Source organism: Phaeobacter sp. G2 (assembly GCA_025163595.1).
In the GTDB taxonomy this organism is placed as follows: Bacteria; Pseudomonadota; Alphaproteobacteria; order Rhodobacterales; family Rhodobacteraceae; genus Pseudophaeobacter.
Genome location: CP104100.1, coordinates 424,108 through 442,524 on the forward strand (window position 1 = coordinate 424,108; position 18,417 = coordinate 442,524).

Here is an 18,417-nt window from a genome sequence, read left to right on the forward strand (position 1 = left end):
AAGCGCCAGTGCAAGGGTGGGAGGTTCCGATTCGCCTCAAGGGCAAGCCGCGCGTGGCGCGGCGGCTTTGCCGCCCTTGACCCGAATCGCAACAATAAGGGTCAGACCGATGGCGTGAAGACTTTGCGGGCAGGCACCCCCGCGCCGCGCGTCAGCGCGGCGCCACCCCCAACGGGGGAGGATCAATCTTGATTGTTCCGAGACGGGCGGGAGCCCCCCCTTTTTGTTTTCAGGGTTCTATGGCCGCTTGGGTTAATGCGCTTCAGCCCAGTTGCTGCCCTGACCTGCGTCGACGCTGAGTTTCACGTCCAGATGCACGGCTGGGTCTGCGGCATTTTCCATCACTTGGCGGGCCGTTTCGATGGTCTCTTCAACCGCAGCCTGCGGCACTTCGAACAGCAGTTCATCATGGACCTGCAACAACATCCGGGCGGGCAGATGGGCGATGGCCTGTGGCATGCGGACCATGGCGCGGCGGATCACATCGGCGGCGGTACCCTGGATCGGAGCATTGATGGCGGCGCGTTTGGCAAACCCGGCGCGTGGGCCTTTGGCGGCGATCTCTGGCGTGTGGATCTTGCGGCCAAACAGCGTCTGCACATAGCCGTGCTCTTTGGCAAACTCCACCGTCTGATCCATATAGGCGCGGATGCCGGGGAAGCGTTCAAAGTAGCGGTCGATAAAGCCCTGGGCCTCGGCCCGGGGGATGCGCAGATTGCGGGCGAGGCCAAAGCCGGAGATGCCGTAGATGACGCCAAAGTTGATTGCCTTGGCCTGGCGGCGAATCTCCGAGGTCATCTCTTCCATCGGTACGTTGAACATTTCCGACGCGGTCATGGCGTGAATATCCTGACCGGCAGCAAAGGCGGCTTTCAGCGCGTCAATCCCGGCCACATGGGCCAGAATGCGCAGCTCGATCTGGCTATAGTCGAGCGACAAGAGCACATTGCCCTCTTCTGCGACAAAGGCCTCGCGGATGCGACGGCCTTCCTCGGAGCGCACAGGAATATTCTGCAGGTTCGGATCAGAGGAGGCCATGCGGCCGGTGTTGGCCCCGGTCTGGATATAGGAGGTATGCACCCGGCCAGTATCCGGGTTGATATGGTCCTGCAGCGCGTCCGTATAGGTGGATTTCAGCTTGCTCAGCTGGCGCCAGTCCAGCACCAGAGCGGGCAGCGCGTGTTCGGTGGCCAGATCCTCGAGGATATCGGCGCCGGTTGCATAGGCGCCGGTCTTGCCCTTTTTGCCGCCGGGCAGCTCCAGCTTGTCAAACAGGATCTCACCCAGCTGTTTGGGGGAACCGACGTTGAAAGACTGGCCCGCCAGGCTGTGGATCTCATCCTCCAGCCCGGCCATTTTCTGGGCAAAGGCGTTGGACATGCGGCTCAGCGTGTCGCGGTCCACCTTGATGCCGTTGCGCTCCATCTCGGCCAGCACCGGCACCAGCGGTCGTTCCAGGGTTTCATAGACGGTGGTCACCTGCCGCTGGTGCAGTTCCGGTTTGAAATGTTGCCACAGGCGCAGGGTGATATCGGCGTCTTCGGCGGCATAGGGCACTGCATCGGCCATGGGCACCCGGTCAAAGGTGATGGCGGATTTCCCCGTGCCCAGCAGCGGTTTGATCGGGATCGGTTTGTGATCGAGATAACGCTCCGACAGGATATCCATACCATGGTTATGTTCGCCGGCGTGCAGCGCATAGGACATCAGCATGGTGTCATCAATCGGGGCCACATCAATGCCATAGCGGTGCAGGATCTTGGCGTCATATTTCATGTTCTGGCCGATCTTGAGCACCGCAGGGTCCTCCAGCATCGGCTTGAGCATGGCCAGCGCCTGCTCCAGCGGCATCTGCCCCTCGGCAAGGCCCTCACCGCCAAAGAGATCATCGCCGCCCTGTTTATGGGCCAGCGGAATATAGCAGGCCTCGCCAGGATCAACGCAGAGCGACACCCCAACCAGATCCACCACCATGGCATCCAGCCCGGTGGTTTCGGTATCCACCGCCACATAGCCGCGCTCATAGATCCGGTCGATCCAGCCCTGCAGCCCAGCCACGTCGCCAAGGCATTCATATTTTTCAGCATCAAAGGCCACGGCTGCGGCGACTTCGGTCGCGGCAGTGGCGCCTGCAGCACTGGCTTCGGGGAGGGCGGGGGCGTCAATCCCCATCTGTTCCGCCATGCGTTTGGCCAGGGTGCGGAATTCCATCAGTCCCAGGAATTCCATCAACACCTCGGCATCGGGTTCCAGCACCTCTAGGTCTTCGAGGGAGAAATCCAGCTCCATTGTGCAATCCAGCTGCACCAGCTGTTTGGACATCTCGATCTGCGCGCGGTTATCGATCAGGGTCTGGCGACGCTTGGGCTGTTTGATCTCTTCGGCGCGGTCCAGCAATTCTTCGAGCGAGCCATATTCGTTGATCAAAAGCGCCGCGGTCTTGATGCCAATGCCGGGGGCGCCGGGCACATTGTCGACGCTATCGCCGGCCAGCGCCTGCACATCCACCACCCGGTCGGGGCCAACGCCAAATTTCTCTACCACGCCATCGCTGTCGATGCGCTTGTTTTTCATCGCGTCCAGCATTTCAACGCCGCCGCCCACCAGCTGCATCAGATCCTTGTCTGACGAAATGATGGTGCAGCGCCCGCCAGCATCACGCGCCTGATGGGCAAGGGTGGCGATGATATCGTCGGCCTCAAAGCCTTCGACCTCTTTGCAGGCGATATTGAAGGCGCGGGTGGCATCGCGGGTCAGCGGGAACTGGGGGCGCAGATCCTCGGGCGCCGGCGGGCGGTTGGCCTTGTAGAGATCATACATGTCATTACGGAAGCTTTTGCCGGAATGATCAAAGATCACCGCCACATGGGTGGGGGCATCCGGGCCGGTGTTGGCCTCGACATAGCGGTGCAGCATGTTGCAAAAGCCGGCAACGGCGCCGATGGGCAGCCCATCTGATTTGCGCGTCAGCGGCGGCAGCGCGTGATAGGCCCGAAAGATAAAGGCAGAGCCATCAATCAAATGCAGATGGCATCCTTTGCCGAATTTGGCCTGGCCAAGTGTACTTTCGCTCATGGGCTGATGCTCCGGCTGTTGCGCGTTTGTCCCGTTATCGGTGATCGCGCGGCAGAGGGCAATTGCCCATTCCGGCAGGATTTGCGGTAGGCGATGCGATTGGCGTAATACAGGGCAGCAGCCCGTGGCTGTTGGTCAGGTCACAGAGCCGTTATTGGGTTTCACAGCAGTAGATTTTCCCGATTGATCTCGAATAAAGCTATCAACAAAAACGGAATACTCTTTGAAAGGATTTATAAAGTGAAAGCCCTGATTTTGGCCTTGTCTACGCTGTCTTCCCTGGTTTTTAGCACATCGCGCGCCCATGCCGACTATTTTGAGCACGGCAACTGGGCGACGGTCAAAATAGGCCAGGTGTGCTATGTCTAAGCGCTGAGATCAGCCAAGGATACCTCTGGTACCTTGATCTTTGGCTTCCTGGAAAAGGGCTACAACGCCAGTTTTGAGTATCGCTATACCCCCTACCCGGGGGAGACCGGTTCGCCCTGGGACCAGGAGGATTATGTCGTCCTGTCCGTTGATGGCAGCGAGTCCTGGCTTGGTGATGAAATGACCACCGGTTTGGATTCCCATGGCGATTTTGCCAGTCTGACGGCAGGGTTTGTGCCCGAGATGATCGCGATGATCCGGGCGGCGACCAGCAACGTCGAAGTGGCCTTTGATCGTGAAAAACTGGGGGAACGTTGGGTCTATGGGCTGTTTTCGGCCACCGGGTTTTCCGCCACTGTTGTCAAGGCTGGTGAGTGGTGCCAGTTCGATCCTGCCAATTTGCCCGCGTCGTGACTTCCAGGCTCAGTCTGGTCCGGCAAACAGCCAATGGGACAGGCTGACGGAATAGGGCAAGGGGGTCCAGAGACCAAAACGGCGACCCGAGGCCCGGATCATGCGTGAGACCCAGGTATTGCAGGTGCGCAAGAGGTGAAACCGCCCCTTGGCGGCATAAAAGCGATCCCCCGGGGTGAACCCAGGGAGATTGAGGCTCTGCACCGGGCCGGTCACGGGCCGGTCGAAACTATCGGCAATGGCGGCTAGGAAGGCTGCATATTCCGCCTCGTCAAAGTTGATGCTGCGCAGGTCGGGCAAAGTGTTCAGCGGCCCCAGCACCTCTGCGCGCAACACAGAGCGGTCACCAATGGCGGCATTTAGCAGGGTTGTCGGGGTCAGGTCGTGATAGTCTGTCGCGGTGTAAAAGCCACGGGCGCCCCAGCCAATCACCAGCCAGCGTGCGTCTGGGTGGCCCACCGGTAATCCGCTGGCCTCCAGAAACTGAAACTGCGCCCGTGTGGCGTCATCCAGCGGCAGCAGAAAATCATAGTGAATTGGCCCGGCAACCAGTCGCACCTGATGGCTGGGTGCCGTTTCTGCTGTCTTGGCTGGTCCAGAGGGAATCGCGGCGCCGACAACGGCTGCGAAGCAATAGGCGCAGACCAACCCAAGTGGCAAAAGCAGGGCTCTTGCCAGCCAGGAGATCACGCAGCGGAGTCTACATGATCCTTATGGATGTATTTGCAGTCGCAATAGGGGCATTCGACAAAGCCGTCGCCTTCGGGGATCTGCAGGTAGACCCGGGGATGACCCAGCGCGCCTTCGCCGCCATCGCAGGCAACGCGGTAGGTTTCAACGATCTTGGTTTCGGGCGCTTCAATAGTCATCGCTGGCGGTCCTTTTGAATTTCGGCTAGGCGCATGGGTGAACCATGTATGTCTGATGCCAAAACCGGGGGCAAGTACTGCTATGAGAGATGATGCAATCCGTATCGAAAGCTTGCGCAAAACCTACATAGGCGCCAAGGGCCAACCGGAAAAGCAGGCCCTGAAAGGCATCGACCTGACCATTCCGCGCGGATCTGTCTTTGGCCTGCTGGGGCCCAATGGGGCCGGTAAGTCCACCATGATCAACATCATGGCCGGTCTGGTGCGCAAGACTTCGGGCCGGGTGACGATCTGGGGGTTTGATCAGGACACCAACCCCCGCCAAAGCCGCGCCGCCATTGGAGTGATGCCGCAGGAGCTGAACCTGGATCCCTTCTTTACCCCGCGCGGCGCGCTGGAGGTGCAGGCCGGGTTGTATGGCGTGCCAAAACAGCAGCGCCGCAGCGATGAAATCCTCGAGATGGTGGGGCTGACGGACAAGGCCCATGCCTATGCGCGCACCCTGTCGGGGGGCATGCGGCGGCGGCTCTTGCTGGGCAAGGCGCTGGTGCATCACCCGCATATTCTGGTGCTGGATGAACCCACCGCCGGGGTGGATATCGGGCTGCGCCAGATGTTGTGGGAAAACATTCGCAAGCTGAACCAGCAGGGCATGACCATTATCCTGACCACCCATTACCTGGAAGAGGCCGAAGAGATGTGCGACGAGATCGCCATCATCGACAAGGGCGAAGTGGTGGCACGCGACAGCACCGCCAATCTGTTAGGACGGCTGGATGCGAAATCCATGGTGGTGCATCCCGCCAGCCCGGTTGAAACCCTGCCGCAGGGCGCCGGCATCACCGCCGATCTGCGCGACGATGGCGCGGTTCTGCTGCGCTATCACGGCAATACAACCAGCGCCGAAGAGGTGCTGGCCGCCGTCCATGCCGCCGGCATTTCGATCCGCGACGTCAAAACCGCTGAGGCGGATCTGGAGGATGTTTTCCTGGCGCTAACGAAGTCTGGTTGAACGGGACCAGTTGCAGCCCTTTCACGACATTCGTATGAGACACAGCGATGGACTTGCTGCAGGCGCGAAGGCTTGTAGCCATTTTCACCGAATCAGACATTCAGCTTGGCAAGATCGTCCAAGGTGATGCTGCGCCTGGCGGAAAAGTCAGCGAGGCGCAGTTTCCTAAGTTTGTATAACCTACAATCAATCACAAAGCTGGAATTCAAAAAACTGAGAGGGCACTTTCAAGCGTGTCCCAATCTGTATAGCCGGTCAATGTAAGTGTGTTCCCACCCTCGAAGTCAAAGACCAAGTTTCCGTTTTCGATTTCCGCAAACTGCATGATTTCATCGGAAGTAAGATTACCATTTTGCCAAAGACTATCGTCAAGCCGAATTAAATCGTTGTCAAAATCAGTGATTGTGTCATGACCTCTCCCGAATACAAACACATCCGCTCCGGCACCGCCCTGCAAAATGTCATCACCAGCTTGACCGTTCAAAAAGTCTCTACCTCGGCCTCCACGGATTACGTCGTCGCCGCTGCCACCCAAAATTTTGTCATTTTGGTTCCCTCCGAGCAGGCGGTCAGAGCCGGAATGGCCTTTAAGTGTGTCTTGACCATGTCCACCTATCAGTCTGTCGTTGCCCGCGTAGCCTAGAATTTTATCATCACCTCGCATCGCCTCCAGTCGGTCACGAAACCTGGTCCCCGACAAAACGTCGTCCCCACTACTTCCCAAGTCCGGTGTCAAGACTAGCCTTGTCTCGATCTGACCTGTGAAGGTGTTCCTATCATAATCTTGCCAGCTTACAGAGAGAACACCCTCGGAGAGTTCAATCACTTTCGGCCTTGCTTCAAGGTCTTCGCTCCCCTGTGAAAGGGTGGTCTCATCGCCGATTTGCTCGCCACTAGCCGAAAACCGTTGCGCCATAACTACGCTCGTCTCTTCCGAAGTGACATCGACCCAGACCACAAGAAACCCGCCGTCTGAGAGAGCTGTTACTTCTGGGGCATATTGATCGCCTAGGGTTTGCGTATGGACCTGAAACTCGCTGCCGACCGGGCTACCGTCTGGACCGATGATGCGGGCATAAACCCCTTTGTCACTCCCATCTTGGCCTTCTGAATCCCAGGCGAGCAGGATATTTCCGTTTTTCAAACGGGCGATGGTCGGGTTGGTCTGGCTGAAATGCCAGTACTGGTTGACCTGAAACTCATTGGTGCGTGGAGATCCATCTGGATCATAAAGGCGCAGCATTATGGCATAAAAGCTACCATCCACCTCTCGTGACCGCCAAGTTACGGCAAAACCGCCATCCTCAAGAGAGGTCACCTCACCGAATGACTGGAAGCTTTCGGTGGTCTGGTTTATGCGAAAATCATTTCCGCGGGGAGTCCCATCAGCATCAAAGACGCGGGCATGACAACTAAAATAGGATCCGTCCCGACCAAGTCCGGTGTAGGAAACCACATATCCGCCGTCTGTCAGAGCAGTGATTTCCGGAGCGATACTGGTGTGACTAGAGTTCCCATAAACTGTAAACTCATCGCCGATGGGGGTGCCGTCGGCAGAAAACCTTTGTGCATTAATCGATGCATTGGTTGCTGTTTGCAACGAAGTGTAAGTGATGACAAAGCTGCCGTCCGCCAAAGTAGTAACTGCAGGGCGATTTTCGTCATTTGTGCTGCTGCTTACATCAAAAACCTCGGACTTTGGCTTCCCATTTTCTCCAATAATCTGGGCTCTGGTAACGCTGTCACTCCCACACCACGTTAGGATGTAGCCACCGTTTTGTAAGGCCGATACCTCGTGATCGTCTATGACATCACCTGCTCCAAGAACAGCTTGTTCCCGTCCTGATCTTGAAATTACTTTCATCAAATTGCTATCTCTTCTTTGGTCATTCCAATAGCGGCCAATAGATCACCCTGCGGGGAAAGCCACAACTATTAAGCTGTTGCTTTGGCCAACTAGCCCGCCATTCGATATAGCGCTTTTTCAATGCCTTAGAAAGTCATTTAGGGCCAACCCTTGTCGTTTCTCCATTTAAGCAAGACATTGGTTTCGGAATTGTCGACATAGCTTCCCTCCACAACAAATCTCACCAATTACCGCTTCTCGTGCGGCAGCGCAGTGAGTGCAGGCTAAGTTCGCTGGGCAGCACACTGACCTTGCAAAGCCCGCTACCTGCGCATTGTTGCCATTGATGTGTTGCCCTGCCCCCGTACGCTAGGGTCGGGGGCGGGCAATCTTCCTTGCCAAATCCTTGCTCTGTTTCGCGGGCGAAACATTTGCGGCGCTGTCAGGCCCGGTCGATGCGGGCTTGGTAGCAGTTGTTGCGGGCGGATCGAATATGGACATAGGCGACGCGGTCATTTGCAAGAATGGTCCCCGCCTGCTGCATCATCTGCGCCTGCGGGATCACGATGCCGGTGCCGTAAACGATGCGGTCTTCGGTGGTGTAGCCCTTGATCAGATAGTCGGGGGCGCGTGTCAGCGCCTCGGGGAGCTCAGCGCTGTCGTGGCGGGGGCAGGGGGCGGCACAGAGGAAGATTGGGCCGGTTTCCGCATAGGGCTGCGCCGTGGCAAAGGGGCGATGGGCCAGGATCAGCATCTCGGCGCCCTTGGGAATATAGCGTAGGCAATGGCGGCAGGGATTTCCGCCACCGTCCGATGTCACGCGTTCTGGCAGCTGGCCATGGGCGTCCATCCCGCCGTTCTGCAGCTGGCGGGTGATCTCAGTAGGGAGGGCGGTGATTTTGGTCATCTGGGGGTCCTTCTTGGAGACGATTGGCTGTGATCCTGGCGTAGATCCCGATCTGCAGGCGACCCGAAACATGCGGGTAATCAGCCGGGGTATTCAAAAGGGGGGGGGCTCCCGCCCGGTGGCAGTGCATCACAGATGCCCAGCCCACCCGTTGGGCCCGGCGCGAAGCGCTCCTGCGGAGGCTCGCGCGCGGCGCCTTGGGCAGCCAAGGAATATGTAAGCGCAGCGCAGGTCCTGGCTGAGCCTTCGGATATTTTGGTCTCGGATCTGGCCCGCCGGGGGGGGGGCTTTTGCCGTGTCGGAGCGGATGGTGCGACTGATAACGCCACCTGTGACAGGTTGTCGGTTCACCCCGAGGGGGCAAGCGGTTAGAAGACGGGGACGATCTATTTCACCTGCCCTTGCTCCGGAGCTTTGACATGTCCACGCCCAAACCCGTCGTTCTGTGTATTCTTGATGGTTGGGGCAGTGCCGCGCCCGGAGAGGCCAATGCGCCGCATCTGGCACAGACCCCCACTTTTGATGCGCTGATGGCGGCAGGTCCGCAGGCGCGGCTGGTGACCCATGGGCCGGATGTGGGACTGCCCAGCGGCCAGATGGGGAACTCGGAGGTGGGGCATACCAATATCGGTGCTGGCCGGGTGGTGGCGATGGATCTGGGTCAGATTGATTTGGCGATCGAGGATGGCTCTTTTGAACAAAATCCGGAACTTTTGGATTTTATCGCCAAGCTGCAAGAAACTGGCGGTGCGGCGCATCTGATGGGGCTGGTCTCGGATGGTGGGGTACATGGGCATATCAGCCATATCCTGGCGGCAATCCGGGCGATCACTGCAGCGGGTGTGCCGGTTTGGCTGCATGCCATCACGGATGGGCGCGATGTGGCGCCAAAATCCGCCTACGGGTACTTTGAACAGCTGAAAGAGGGCCTGCCCAGAGGCGCCAAAATTGCCAGTGTTACCGGGCGCTATTTTGCCATGGACCGTGACAACCGCTGGGAGCGGGTGAGCGAGGCCTATAACGCCATGATCAAGGGCGAGGGGCGCTCGGTCGCGGATGCGCATGACGCTGTGACCCATGGCTATAACCAGTCGGAAACCGATGAATTCATCGGGGCCAGCGTGTTGCGCGGCTATGAGGGGGTGCAGGATGGCGACGGGTTTTTCTGTCTCAACTTCCGCGCCGACCGCGCCCGTGAGATTCTGCGCGCCATTGGCGAGCCGGGCTTTGCCGAGTTTGACACCGGGGAGCGCCCGAAACTGGCGGCGCTTTTGGGTATGGTGGACTACTCCAAGGCCCATAATGACTACATGACAACCGCCTACCCCAAGGCCGAGCTGGTCAATACCCTGGGCGAATGGGTGGCCAAGCAGGGCAAACGCCAGTTCCGTTTGGCGGAGACTGAGAAGTATCCGCATGTGACCTTTTTCCTCAACGGCGGCAAGGAAGAGCCGGAACAGGGCGAAGACCGCGCCATGCCCAAATCGCCCAAGGTGGCGACCTATGATCTGCAGCCAGAGATGAGCGCGCCGGAGGTGACAGCGAAATTCGTTGCGGCGATTGAGGCCGGCTATGATCTGATTGTGACCAACTACGCCAACCCCGATATGGTTGGCCACACCGGTGACATTCAGGCCGCAATCAAGGCCTGCGAGGCGGTGGATCAGGGATTGGCCCAGGTGGTTGCGGCCTTGGAAAAGGCCGGTGGCGCCATGCTGGTCACGGCGGATCATGGCAATTGCGAGGTTATGGTGGACCCCAAAACCGGTGGCGCTCATACCGCGCATACCACCAACCTGGTGCCGGTGGCGCTGGTTGGCGGGCCAGCGGGGACTGGGCTGCGCAATGGCCGTCTTGCCGATCTTGCCCCCACCCTGCTAGAGCTTATGGGCTTGCCCAAGCCGAAGGAAATGACCGGTGAGAGCCTGCTGACCTGAGACCCAGACCAAAACGACCTGACCAAAACGACCTGGCCAAAAAGATCTGAACCATATGACCAACCGCGCCGCAGGGCTGCTTCTTTTTGCATTGATCAGCTTTGCCGCACCGCTGCAGGGCCAGCAGGCGCCTGCCGAGGCTGCACAGGCGGCAGCGGATCAGTTGGAGGCGGCAACGGTGGCTTTGGAAGCCGCCGAAAGTGCGCGGGATCGGGTCAAGGCGCTAACTGGCACGGTGCGCGCCTACGAGGCCGGGCTGGGGGCCATGCGTGAGGGGTTGCGGCGGGTGGCGCGCCGCGAATCGCAACTGCTGACCCAGCTGAAATCCCGCGAGGACGACGTGGCAGAGCTGTTGGGCATCCTGCAGACCATAGAAACTTCTGCGCCGCCGGTGCTGATGCTGCATCCTTCGGGGCCGCTGGGGGCGGCGCGCTCGGCCATGATGGTGGCTGAGGTAACACCGGGGCTTTATGCCCGCGCCGAGGCGCTGCGCCGTGACCTGGAAGAGGTGCAGACCCTACGCCTGTTGCAGCAAAACGCTGCTGGCACCCTGGAAAAGGGTCTGTCCGGGGTGCAAGAGGCCCGGACCGCCCTGTCCGCCGCAATTGCTGACCGCACCGATCTGCCGCGGCGCTTTACCGAAAACTCCGTGCGCACTGCTATTTTGATTTCCTCGACTGAGACACTGACCGGATTTGCCAGTGGCTTGGCTGAAATTGCCGGCGGTGCTGAAAAGATTACGCCCCTTTCAGTGGATATCAGCGCCCAACGGGGAGAGCTTGACCTGCCGGTTGAAGGCCTGCTGCTGCGCGGCTTTGAAAAACGCGATGCGGCGGGGATTGCCCGTCCCGGCCTGCTGATTGCCGCCCGGCCCCGCGCCTTGGTGAGCACGCCAACGGCGGCGACAATCCGCTACCGTGGCCCGCTTTTGGACCTTGGCAATGTGGTGATCCTTGAACCACAGCCGGATACGCTTTTTATTTTGTCAGGACTGGCAGAGGTGTATGGCGCGGCTGGTCAGGTCATTCCCGCAGGCACGCCGGTGGGCCTGATGGGGGGAAGTGCTCCGCAGGCTGGTGCCATTTTGTCACTAAGTGGTGAAGGGGGTGGAACTGACCGGACAGAAACGCTCTATATAGAAGTTAGAATGGATAACAGCCCGGTGGATCCTGCAACATGGTTCCGCATCGGAAAAGGTGGATGAAGGTTTCATGAGAAAATTTGCCATGGCGGCTATTGGCGGCACGCTGGCCGGAATCGTTGCAACAACCTATGTGGCCGGCCCGCTGCTGGCGCAGGAGACGGACCGCGAAGCAACGGTCTATGAGCAGCTGGATCTTTTTGGCGATATCTTTGAGCGTATTCGCGCCCAGTATGTCGAAGAGGTTGACGAGAAAGAGCTGATCGAGGCGGCCATTGGTGGCATGCTGTCGTCGCTTGATCCGCATTCCAGCTATCTGAAACCAGATGATGCGGCCAGCATGCAGGTGCAGACTCGCGGTGAATTTGGCGGGCTCGGCATCGAGGTGACCCAGGAAGAGGGCTTTGTCAAAGTTGTCTCGCCCATTGATGGCACCCCGGCGGATGAGGCTGGCATGGAAGCCGGCGATTTCATTACCCATGTAGATGGCGAAAGCGTGCTTGGTCTGGGTCTGAACGAAGCGGTTGACCTGATGCGCGGTCCGGTGGGATCTGAAATTGTGATCACTGTGGTGCGCGAAGGCGAGGGAGAGCCCTTTGATGTGTCGATCATCCGCGACACCATCAAGTTGACAGCCGTACGGGCCCGCACCGAAGGCGAAACCGTGGTGCTGCGGATCACCACCTTTAACCGTCAGACCACCCCCAACCTGGTATCCGGTTTGCAGGAACAGATCGAAGAGGCCGGCGGCATCGACAAGGTCAGCGGCATTGTGCTGGATCTGCGTAACAACCCCGGCGGCTTGCTGACCGAGGCGATCAGCGTTGCTGATAGTTTCCTCGACAGCGGCGAGATCGTCTCGACCCGTGGCCGCAACCCAGAAGACGGCGAGCGATTCAACGCCACCCCCGGGGATCTCTCTGGTGGCAAACCCATCGTGGTGCTGATCAACGGTGGCTCTGCTTCGGCGTCTGAAATTGTCGCCGGTGCACTGCAGGATCATCGCCGCGCCATCGTCGTGGGCAGCAAAAGCTTTGGCAAAGGTTCGGTTCAGACCGTGATGCCGCTGCGGGGCAATGGCGCCATGCGCTTGACCACGGCGCGTTATTACACCCCCTCTGGCCGGTCGATCCAGGCGCTGGGCGTGTCCCCCGACATCGTGGTCGAGCAGCCGCGCCGCACCGCCGAGACAGAAGAGGCCGAGGAAGAGAGCGCAGCCCGCCGGACCCGCACCGAGGCGGATCTGCGTGGCAGCCTCAACAACGACAGCCTGACCGAGGATGAAATCCGCCAGATCAAAGAGGATCGTGAGCGGGCAGAAAAAGCCGCTGCACTGCGTGAGCAGGATTACCAGCTGGCCTATGCCATCGACATCCTCAAGGGTCTTGTTGCCCTGGGGCCAAAGCAATAACCGGGTGTGAAATATCAGGGGCGGAGTCCCTGTATTTTCTGCCAGATATTGATCAGGACCGCTCCTTTGGGGGCGGTCCTTTTTTGTCACCAAGGGAACCGCAGCGGGGCAGCGAACGCAAAGGGGCTTTAGCCGACTGGCAATCTGTGGTTCTTAGCGCGCAACCTGTGCTGCCACGTCTCCGTAAGAAAGCAGATCCTTTATGACCACCCGGGATGATCCCCAAGCGCCAGCAAGCGGTGTTGATCAGGGCGCTCCAGATCAACACGGCGCAGATCTGTCCGTGCTGGAGAAGCTCGGCTGGCAGCCGTTCTTTGCCGATCAGGTGATGGGAGAGGACCTGGAGCAGACCCCGCCGGTGCGGGTTGTCGAGGCCCATCGCAGCGGGTTACGCGTTCAGGGGGACGGTATCGACCAGCTGGTACCGCCGAAACTGGCTGCCACGGTTGGTGACTGGGTGTTGCTCGACCGGGTGCTGCCAACCGCCAGTCGGGTGCTGGAGCGCAAAAGCCTGTTCAAGCGGCGCGCTCCGGGGCATGACCGCAGTATCCAGTTGATCGCGGCCAATACCGATACCAGTTTTATTGTCACCTCCTGCAATCCCGATTTCAACCTGGCCCGGCTGGAACGCTATCTGGCGCTGGCCTTTGAGGCCGAGGTGACGCCAGTGATCCTGCTGACCAAGCCGGATCTCTGCGACGATCCTGCGCCCTATGTGGAACAGGCGCAGAGCATCTCGTCACGGGTGCCGGTGGTGCTGCTGAATGCCAAAAGCGATAGCGCCAAAGACCAGCTCGCGCCCTGGTGCAAACCGGGTGACACGCTGGTGTTTCTGGGCACCTCGGGGGTGGGGAAATCGACACTGGTCAATGCTCTGTTTGGCCGGGACACCGCTGAGACGGCTGAAATTCGCGAGGATGATGCCCGTGGTCGCCATACCACGCGGCACCGGCAGATGCGGTTTTTGCCCAATGGCTGCGCTGTGATGGACACGCCGGGCATGCGCGAGCTGCAGATGGCCGAGGCAGAGGCCGGCATTGCCGATCTGTTTGAGGATCTGACCGACCTCGCCGGTCAGTGTAAGTTCCGCAATTGCAAACACGAAAACGAGCCCGGCTGTGCCTTGATCGCCGCCCGTACGCGCGGTGATCTTGATCCCGTGCGGCTGGAGCGCTGGCGCAAGCTGGTTGTCGAGGACCGCAGCAACACCGCGTCGCTTGCAGAGCGCAAACGAGGCGGCAAGGCCCTGCGCAAAACCATCCGCAGCATGAAAAAGCTGAACAAGAAGCTTGGCCGCTGACGGCGCAGCGCAATTTGGCGGATGATTTGCTTTTTCGACAGTAACGCCCGGAAACCGGCGACGGCGGGCCTATGGATTGGCTAATCTGCTGCCATGATGTTTGACCTGCCTGATTCCCAAACGCTTTATGCCGCGCTTTGCGCCCGTGATGCGAGCTATGAGGGGCGCGCCTATGTTGGCGTCTCTTCCACTGGTATCTTTTGTCGCCTCAGTTGCCCGGCGCGCAACCCCAAGTTCGAGAACTGCCAGTTCTTTGCCTCGCCCGGCGCCTGCATCGAGGCAGGTTTTCGTGCCTGCAAACGCTGCAAGCCGCTGAAAGCTGCCGCCGGGGATGACCCGATGGTGCAGCCGCTGATCGACGCGCTGGAGGCGCGTCCGACCCACCGGTGGCGCGAGGATGACCTGGTGCAGCTGGGTTATGATCCTTCGACCGTGCGGCGGGCTTTCAAGCGCCATTTTGGCATGACCTTTCTGGAAATGGCGCGGCAACGGCGGCTGCGTGAGGGCTTTACCGCCCTGTCCGCCGGAGAGCCGGTGATTGCGGCGCAGATCGATGCGGGCTTTGACAGCCCCTCGGCCTTTCGCGCTGCCTTTGCCCGGTTGGTTGGCATGGCCCCCGGTGCCTTTCGCAAGGATGCGCTGCTGTTGGCGGATTGGATCGATACGCCGCTTGGAGCGATGATTGCCATCAGCTGTCAGCACCAGCTGCATCTGCTTGAATTTGCCGATCGCAAGGCCCTGCCGCGGGAGATGCAGCGGCTGCAAAAGGCGCAGCCCGGCGGCATTGGCTTTGGTCGCCCGGCGCCGACGCAGCAGATTGCGGCGGAACTGGCTGATTATTTTGCCGGTACCCAGGCGCGATTTGATACGCCTCTGGCGCTGCATGGTACCGATTTTGAACGGCAGGTCTGGCGCGCCCTGTTGCAGATCCCGGCGGGTGAGACCCGCAGCTATTCGCAGATCGCCCAGGAGCTGGGCCGCCCGACCGCAACCCGCGCGGTGGCGCGGGCCAATGGCAGTAATCAAATTGCCGTGGTCATTCCCTGCCACCGGGTTCTTGCGGCGGATGGCAGCCTGACCGGCTATGGCGGCGGGCTGTGGCGCAAACAACGGCTCATCGAGATTGAAACCAGCTACACAGAAAGGCTGACTGCATGACTTATTCCCAACGGGCTCGTGCCTTTGGCACCCTGCACCAACCGGGCACCCCCCTGGTGCTGTATAATATCTGGGATGCGGGCAGCGCGGCTGCGATTGCCCAAAACGGTGCTCAGGCGCTGGGCACCGGCAGCTGGTCGGTGGCGGCAGCACAGGGCTATGGTGATGGGGAGACGATCCCACTGGAGCTGCTGTTGCAGATTGTCACGCGGATCACCGCCCATTGTGATCTACCGTTGACGGTTGATTTTGAAGGCGGATTTGCGCGACAGCCCGAGACGCTGACCTTGAATGCCAAAAAACTGGTGGCAACGGGCGCGGTTGGGATCAATTTTGAGGATCAGATCATCGGCGGCGACGGGCTTTATGAGATCAATGAGCAAACCAACCGGATTGCAGCGATGCGCGCGGCTGATGCGGATTACTTTATCAATGCCCGTACCGATTTGTTTTTGAAAACCCCGGCGCCTGACCGCCATGAGGATCTGCTGGATGAAGCGCTGACGCGGGCGGCCGCCTATGCCGCCGCCGGGGCCAGTGGCTTTTTTGTTCCCGGCCTGACGGATGCGGGGTTGATTGCCCGTATCACGGAGGCCTCGCCGCTGCCGGTCAATGTGATGATGCGTCCCGGCATGACCCTGTCAGCCATGGCCGCTTCCGGTGTGGCACGGGCCAGCTATGGGCCGCAGCCCTATGTCAAGGCAATGCAACAACTGGGTGCGGACTTTGCGGCGCTAGAGTAGCCGCTAGCTGGGCTGGCCCGGTGTAGATCGGATCAGCTGGTTTCCAGGCAATGGCGGCGAAAGGCGCGTTTCAGCATGTCCAGTTCGGCCCGTAACAGATCAATCTCGGCACGCATGTCATCCACTGCGGCCTCCCCGGCGATCAGCGAAAAGCTTTCCAGTTTCTTGCCGCCTTCGGCGATGACAAAGGTCTGCACCCCATCAGAGATCGCCTGGGCCGGAATGGTAATATGCAGGGCCCACTCGCTGGCGGTGCTGCCCTCGCTGATTGAGAGACCTTCGATGGGTTGGTCCTGATAGAGCACCTGAATATCCGGCGGCAGGCCGCTGTCGCCTGCGTTCTGGATTACCCCTTCCCAGGTGCCATTTTGAAAACGGATCTTGGTGACGGTCAGGTCGCTCATGTTTTGGGCCTCAGATATTGGCGCGGCGGTGGCGCGCAAAAGTCAGATCGCGCAGAATGACCTGGTTCATGTCAGGCGCCTCAAAGATGAGGTCGAGCCAGATACGCTCGATGCGCTTTTCGTTCAGGTCGGAATAGGCGAGGTCAAATTCCACGGTGACGTTTTTTTCACCCAAGGGCAATTCGCGCACCAATTGTTCGGTGTTGGGGCCGTGGCGAATATTGAGACGGGCAAAAATTTCGATGGGCTTTTCGGTCTCTATTATGCTGTCGATGCGCATCAGATGATGCCGCGACAGGCCCTGGCAGGCCTCAGTCGGGAGGTCGACGACCAACGACAGGAAGGATCCGTCAAAATTAAACACGTCCATGCGCAGGCCAAAGGGGGCGAGATCCTCTTCGCGGCTGTTGCGCAACTGGCGCAAAGTCAGCTCCGAAATGCTGCAATCGTGAAACAGGGTGATTTCGTCACCAAGCTTGGATTTGGAGGGCACCGAGGAAATTCCCGGTGTCGGCATTGGTCCGCGCCACAGCTCGGGCCGCCAGGACCAGTCGGTGCCATGGGGACGTGGAAAAAAGGAGGTGCCAATTTGCGGCAGGGCCAGACGTCCTTCGGCGATATGGATCAACCGGTCCAACTCCCCCCGCAGCGCACGGGCCTGGTTTCGCAGTTGGCGCAGTTGTGACAGCGGCATGCGCGCGGCCTGGGCTGTGCCCCGCTGCCAGCGCCGCAGGGCGCGCCGATGAAACAGCTTGTTTAGAAAACCGCCCATATTGCGTTCTGCACCTTTTGTTATGTTTGGCCTTTTGCCCGCAGCTTCTGCCTTGGGCGTTTTTGTTCAGCAGGTCTGGCCGCAGGCGGGTGGGTTCGACCGAGCCATCGACCTTCTTTACTCTGTTGTCAATCTAGCCGTGGAAGAGCTGTGAAATAAACCGCGAATCCGCTGCCCCAGCGAGAGTTTTTCCGCCGGAGCGTTCTGCGCGAGGGCAACAGCAGCATCTGATGGGGGCCTGGCTGTTTCGGAGCGCGCCTTTGGCCGGAGGGAGGCAGCTGCCGGCGGCTGCGCCAGAGGGGGCGACTGCCGGTCCTGGGTCGAAAGAGGCGCAGGCTGCGGCGCTGTTATCAAGCTGGCATTTTGACTGCGCCGGGTCATCTCGGTCAGCAGCTTGGCACCGGCCGGTCCCAGCAGGCTGCTGCCGTCGGGGGCATAAAGCGCAAGGACAACCAGATGGTTGTTCACCACAAAGGCCCCCCGCCAATGCTGGTCACTGGCGCCAGAGCCGCCCATGGCATTATGGCCTGGCCACTGCAACCGGACCAGGGGCAACAGGCCCTTGTCATCATAATACAGCAGCTTTGCCCCCGTGGCAGTCTGGGCCAGCTCTGTGGTTGAGGGCGCCTCAGCCCCCTGGGCCGGGCCGATGGTGGCGGTGATGACGGCGGCGCGATTTCGCCCGAACAGACTGGGGCCATGCAACAGATTGCAGCGGGGCAGCAGGGCAAACCCACCATCGGCATCCTGGCGCAGCATGGTGGTGTCGATGCAATGGCCCGCAGGGGCAACCAGTGTGACCTTGCCCTGGGAAAACTGGGCCTGGGTCTTTGTTGGAGCGCGCGCGGTCTGGCTGTGCTGATCCTTGTTCTGTTCACCGCGGGTGGCAAAGGAAAACCCCGCCTGCGGCAGTGTGGAACAGGCGGACAGCGCGCAGGTCACCGCCAGCGCCGCGAGGGGCCTCAGGCCCGCAAAGCGTCTGCTTGCTCTTGCGGTCCCGTCTTTTGTTGCCCCGTCTTCTGGCGTTCCGTGACCAAAGCTCCAACACTGAGAGGGCGC

17 protein-coding genes are annotated in these 18,417 nt (G+C 59.9%); 9 read left to right on the top strand and 8 right to left on the bottom strand.

All coding sequences use genetic code 11. The annotated features are described in order from the left end of the window. Positions 1-252: 252 nt before the first annotated feature. Positions 253-3,075, bottom strand: a complete 2,823-nt coding sequence (gene polA / locus N1037_02005; GenBank protein UWS79817.1) for a DNA polymerase I — start codon at positions 3,073-3,075, stop codon at positions 253-255. A gap of 402 nt (positions 3,076-3,477) precedes the next feature. Here polA and N1037_02010 point away from each other — a divergent pair, with 402 nt between their 5' ends. Beyond that, positions 3,478-3,858: a hypothetical protein gene (locus tag N1037_02010; protein ID UWS79818.1), complete on the top strand. Its 381-nt coding sequence runs from the start codon at positions 3,478-3,480 to the stop codon at positions 3,856-3,858. 9 nt (positions 3,859-3,867) lie between these two features. Here N1037_02010 and N1037_02015 read toward each other — a convergent pair whose 3' ends face one another. Beyond that, complete coding sequence (locus N1037_02015) at positions 3,868-4,518, bottom strand: TIGR02117 family protein (protein UWS79819.1); 651 nt, start codon at positions 4,516-4,518, stop codon at positions 3,868-3,870. 26 nt (positions 4,519-4,544) lie between these two features. Then, positions 4,545-4,727 carry a zinc-finger domain-containing protein gene (locus tag N1037_02020; protein ID UWS79820.1) on the bottom strand — a complete coding sequence of 61 codons (183 nt, stop codon included), beginning with the start codon at positions 4,725-4,727 and terminating at the stop codon, positions 4,545-4,547. Between the two features lie 82 nt (positions 4,728-4,809). Between N1037_02020 and N1037_02025 the strand changes: the two genes are divergently transcribed. Then, the gene (locus N1037_02025; GenBank protein UWS79821.1) at positions 4,810-5,739 is read left to right on the top strand and encodes an ABC transporter ATP-binding protein; all 930 of its coding nucleotides are present in this window, start codon (positions 4,810-4,812) and stop codon (positions 5,737-5,739) included. 47 nt (positions 5,740-5,786) lie between these two features. Beyond that, complete coding sequence (locus tag N1037_02030) at positions 5,787-5,918, top strand: hypothetical protein (GenBank protein ID UWS79822.1); 132 nt, start codon at positions 5,787-5,789, stop codon at positions 5,916-5,918. A 26-nt stretch (positions 5,919-5,944) separates the two neighbouring features. On the opposite strand, the gene N1037_02035 is transcribed toward N1037_02030, so the two are convergent. Further along, positions 5,945-7,603 carry a hypothetical protein gene (locus N1037_02035; protein ID UWS79823.1) on the bottom strand — a complete coding sequence of 553 codons (1,659 nt, stop codon included), beginning with the start codon at positions 7,601-7,603 and terminating at the stop codon, positions 5,945-5,947. Between the two features lie 424 nt (positions 7,604-8,027). Beyond that, entirely contained in the window at positions 8,028-8,492 is a 465-nt protein-coding gene (locus N1037_02040) for a DUF1203 domain-containing protein (protein UWS79824.1), read from the bottom strand. Positions 8,493-8,911: 419 nt separating this feature from the next. Here N1037_02040 and gpmI point away from each other — a divergent pair, with 419 nt between their 5' ends. The 6 genes from gpmI to N1037_02070 all read left to right on the top strand — a co-directional run bounded on the left by gpmI (position 8,912) and on the right by N1037_02070 (position 16,182). Next, the gene (gene gpmI, locus N1037_02045) at positions 8,912-10,429 is read left to right on the top strand and encodes a 2,3-bisphosphoglycerate-independent phosphoglycerate mutase (GenBank protein ID UWS79825.1); all 1,518 of its coding nucleotides are present in this window, start codon (positions 8,912-8,914) and stop codon (positions 10,427-10,429) included. 55 nt (positions 10,430-10,484) lie between these two features. Next, positions 10,485-11,633 (top strand): peptidase M23, encoded by a 1,149-nt coding sequence (locus N1037_02050; protein ID UWS79826.1) that lies wholly within the window; start codon positions 10,485-10,487, stop codon positions 11,631-11,633. Between the two features lie 7 nt (positions 11,634-11,640). Further along, positions 11,641-12,981, top strand: a complete 1,341-nt coding sequence (locus N1037_02055) for a S41 family peptidase (protein UWS79827.1) — start codon at positions 11,641-11,643, stop codon at positions 12,979-12,981. A 202-nt stretch (positions 12,982-13,183) separates the two neighbouring features. Further along, positions 13,184-14,281: a ribosome small subunit-dependent GTPase A gene (rsgA, locus tag N1037_02060; protein ID UWS79828.1), complete on the top strand. Its 1,098-nt coding sequence runs from the start codon at positions 13,184-13,186 to the stop codon at positions 14,279-14,281. Positions 14,282-14,374: 93 nt separating this feature from the next. Further along, the gene (locus N1037_02065; GenBank protein UWS79829.1) at positions 14,375-15,439 is read left to right on the top strand and encodes a trifunctional transcriptional activator/DNA repair protein Ada/methylated-DNA--[protein]-cysteine S-methyltransferase; all 1,065 of its coding nucleotides are present in this window, start codon (positions 14,375-14,377) and stop codon (positions 15,437-15,439) included. After that, the gene (locus N1037_02070) at positions 15,436-16,182 is read left to right on the top strand and encodes an isocitrate lyase/phosphoenolpyruvate mutase family protein (protein UWS79830.1); all 747 of its coding nucleotides are present in this window, start codon (positions 15,436-15,438) and stop codon (positions 16,180-16,182) included. The genes N1037_02065 and N1037_02070 overlap by 4 nt, the downstream gene beginning before the upstream one ends. 32 nt (positions 16,183-16,214) lie before the next feature. Here the strand turns inward: N1037_02070 and N1037_02075 are convergent, their stop codons facing one another. The 3 genes from N1037_02075 to N1037_02085 all read right to left on the bottom strand — a co-directional run bounded on the left by N1037_02075 (position 16,215) and on the right by N1037_02085 (position 18,300). Then, positions 16,215-16,586 (bottom strand): hypothetical protein, encoded by a 372-nt coding sequence (locus N1037_02075; GenBank protein UWS79831.1) that lies wholly within the window; start codon positions 16,584-16,586, stop codon positions 16,215-16,217. 10 nt (positions 16,587-16,596) lie between these two features. After that, positions 16,597-17,358 (bottom strand): DUF6478 family protein, encoded by a 762-nt coding sequence (locus N1037_02080; GenBank protein UWS79832.1) that lies wholly within the window; start codon positions 17,356-17,358, stop codon positions 16,597-16,599. A gap of 117 nt (positions 17,359-17,475) precedes the next feature. Next, positions 17,476-18,300, bottom strand: a complete 825-nt coding sequence (locus tag N1037_02085; GenBank protein UWS79833.1) for a hypothetical protein — start codon at positions 18,298-18,300, stop codon at positions 17,476-17,478. Positions 18,301-18,417: the final 117 nt, after the last annotated feature.

What these genes read in the sequence shown, in the direction of transcription:
- polA (UWS79817.1), bottom strand. Translation starts at nt 3,075, where the DNA reads ATGAGCGAAAGTACACTTGGCCAGGCCAAATTCGGCAAAGGATGCCAT.
- N1037_02020 (UWS79820.1), bottom strand. Translation starts at nt 4,727, where the DNA reads ATGACTATTGAAGCGCCCGAAACCAAGATCGTTGAAACCTACCGCGTT.
- N1037_02025 (UWS79821.1), top strand. Translation starts at nt 4,810, where the DNA reads ATGAGAGATGATGCAATCCGTATCGAAAGCTTGCGCAAAACCTACATA.
- N1037_02030 (UWS79822.1), top strand. Translation starts at nt 5,787, where the DNA reads ATGGACTTGCTGCAGGCGCGAAGGCTTGTAGCCATTTTCACCGAATCA.
- N1037_02035 (UWS79823.1), bottom strand. Translation starts at nt 7,603, where the DNA reads ATGAAAGTAATTTCAAGATCAGGACGGGAACAAGCTGTTCTTGGAGCA.
- N1037_02040 (UWS79824.1), bottom strand. Translation starts at nt 8,492, where the DNA reads ATGACCAAAATCACCGCCCTCCCTACTGAGATCACCCGCCAGCTGCAG.
- gpmI (UWS79825.1), top strand. Translation starts at nt 8,912, where the DNA reads ATGTCCACGCCCAAACCCGTCGTTCTGTGTATTCTTGATGGTTGGGGC.
- N1037_02050 (UWS79826.1), top strand. Translation starts at nt 10,485, where the DNA reads ATGACCAACCGCGCCGCAGGGCTGCTTCTTTTTGCATTGATCAGCTTT.
- N1037_02055 (UWS79827.1), top strand. Translation starts at nt 11,641, where the DNA reads ATGAGAAAATTTGCCATGGCGGCTATTGGCGGCACGCTGGCCGGAATC.
- rsgA (UWS79828.1), top strand. Translation starts at nt 13,184, where the DNA reads ATGACCACCCGGGATGATCCCCAAGCGCCAGCAAGCGGTGTTGATCAG.
- N1037_02065 (UWS79829.1), top strand. Translation starts at nt 14,375, where the DNA reads ATGATGTTTGACCTGCCTGATTCCCAAACGCTTTATGCCGCGCTTTGC.
- N1037_02070 (UWS79830.1), top strand. Translation starts at nt 15,436, where the DNA reads ATGACTTATTCCCAACGGGCTCGTGCCTTTGGCACCCTGCACCAACCG.
- N1037_02075 (UWS79831.1), bottom strand. Translation starts at nt 16,586, where the DNA reads ATGAGCGACCTGACCGTCACCAAGATCCGTTTTCAAAATGGCACCTGG.
- N1037_02080 (UWS79832.1), bottom strand. Translation starts at nt 17,358, where the DNA reads ATGGGCGGTTTTCTAAACAAGCTGTTTCATCGGCGCGCCCTGCGGCGC.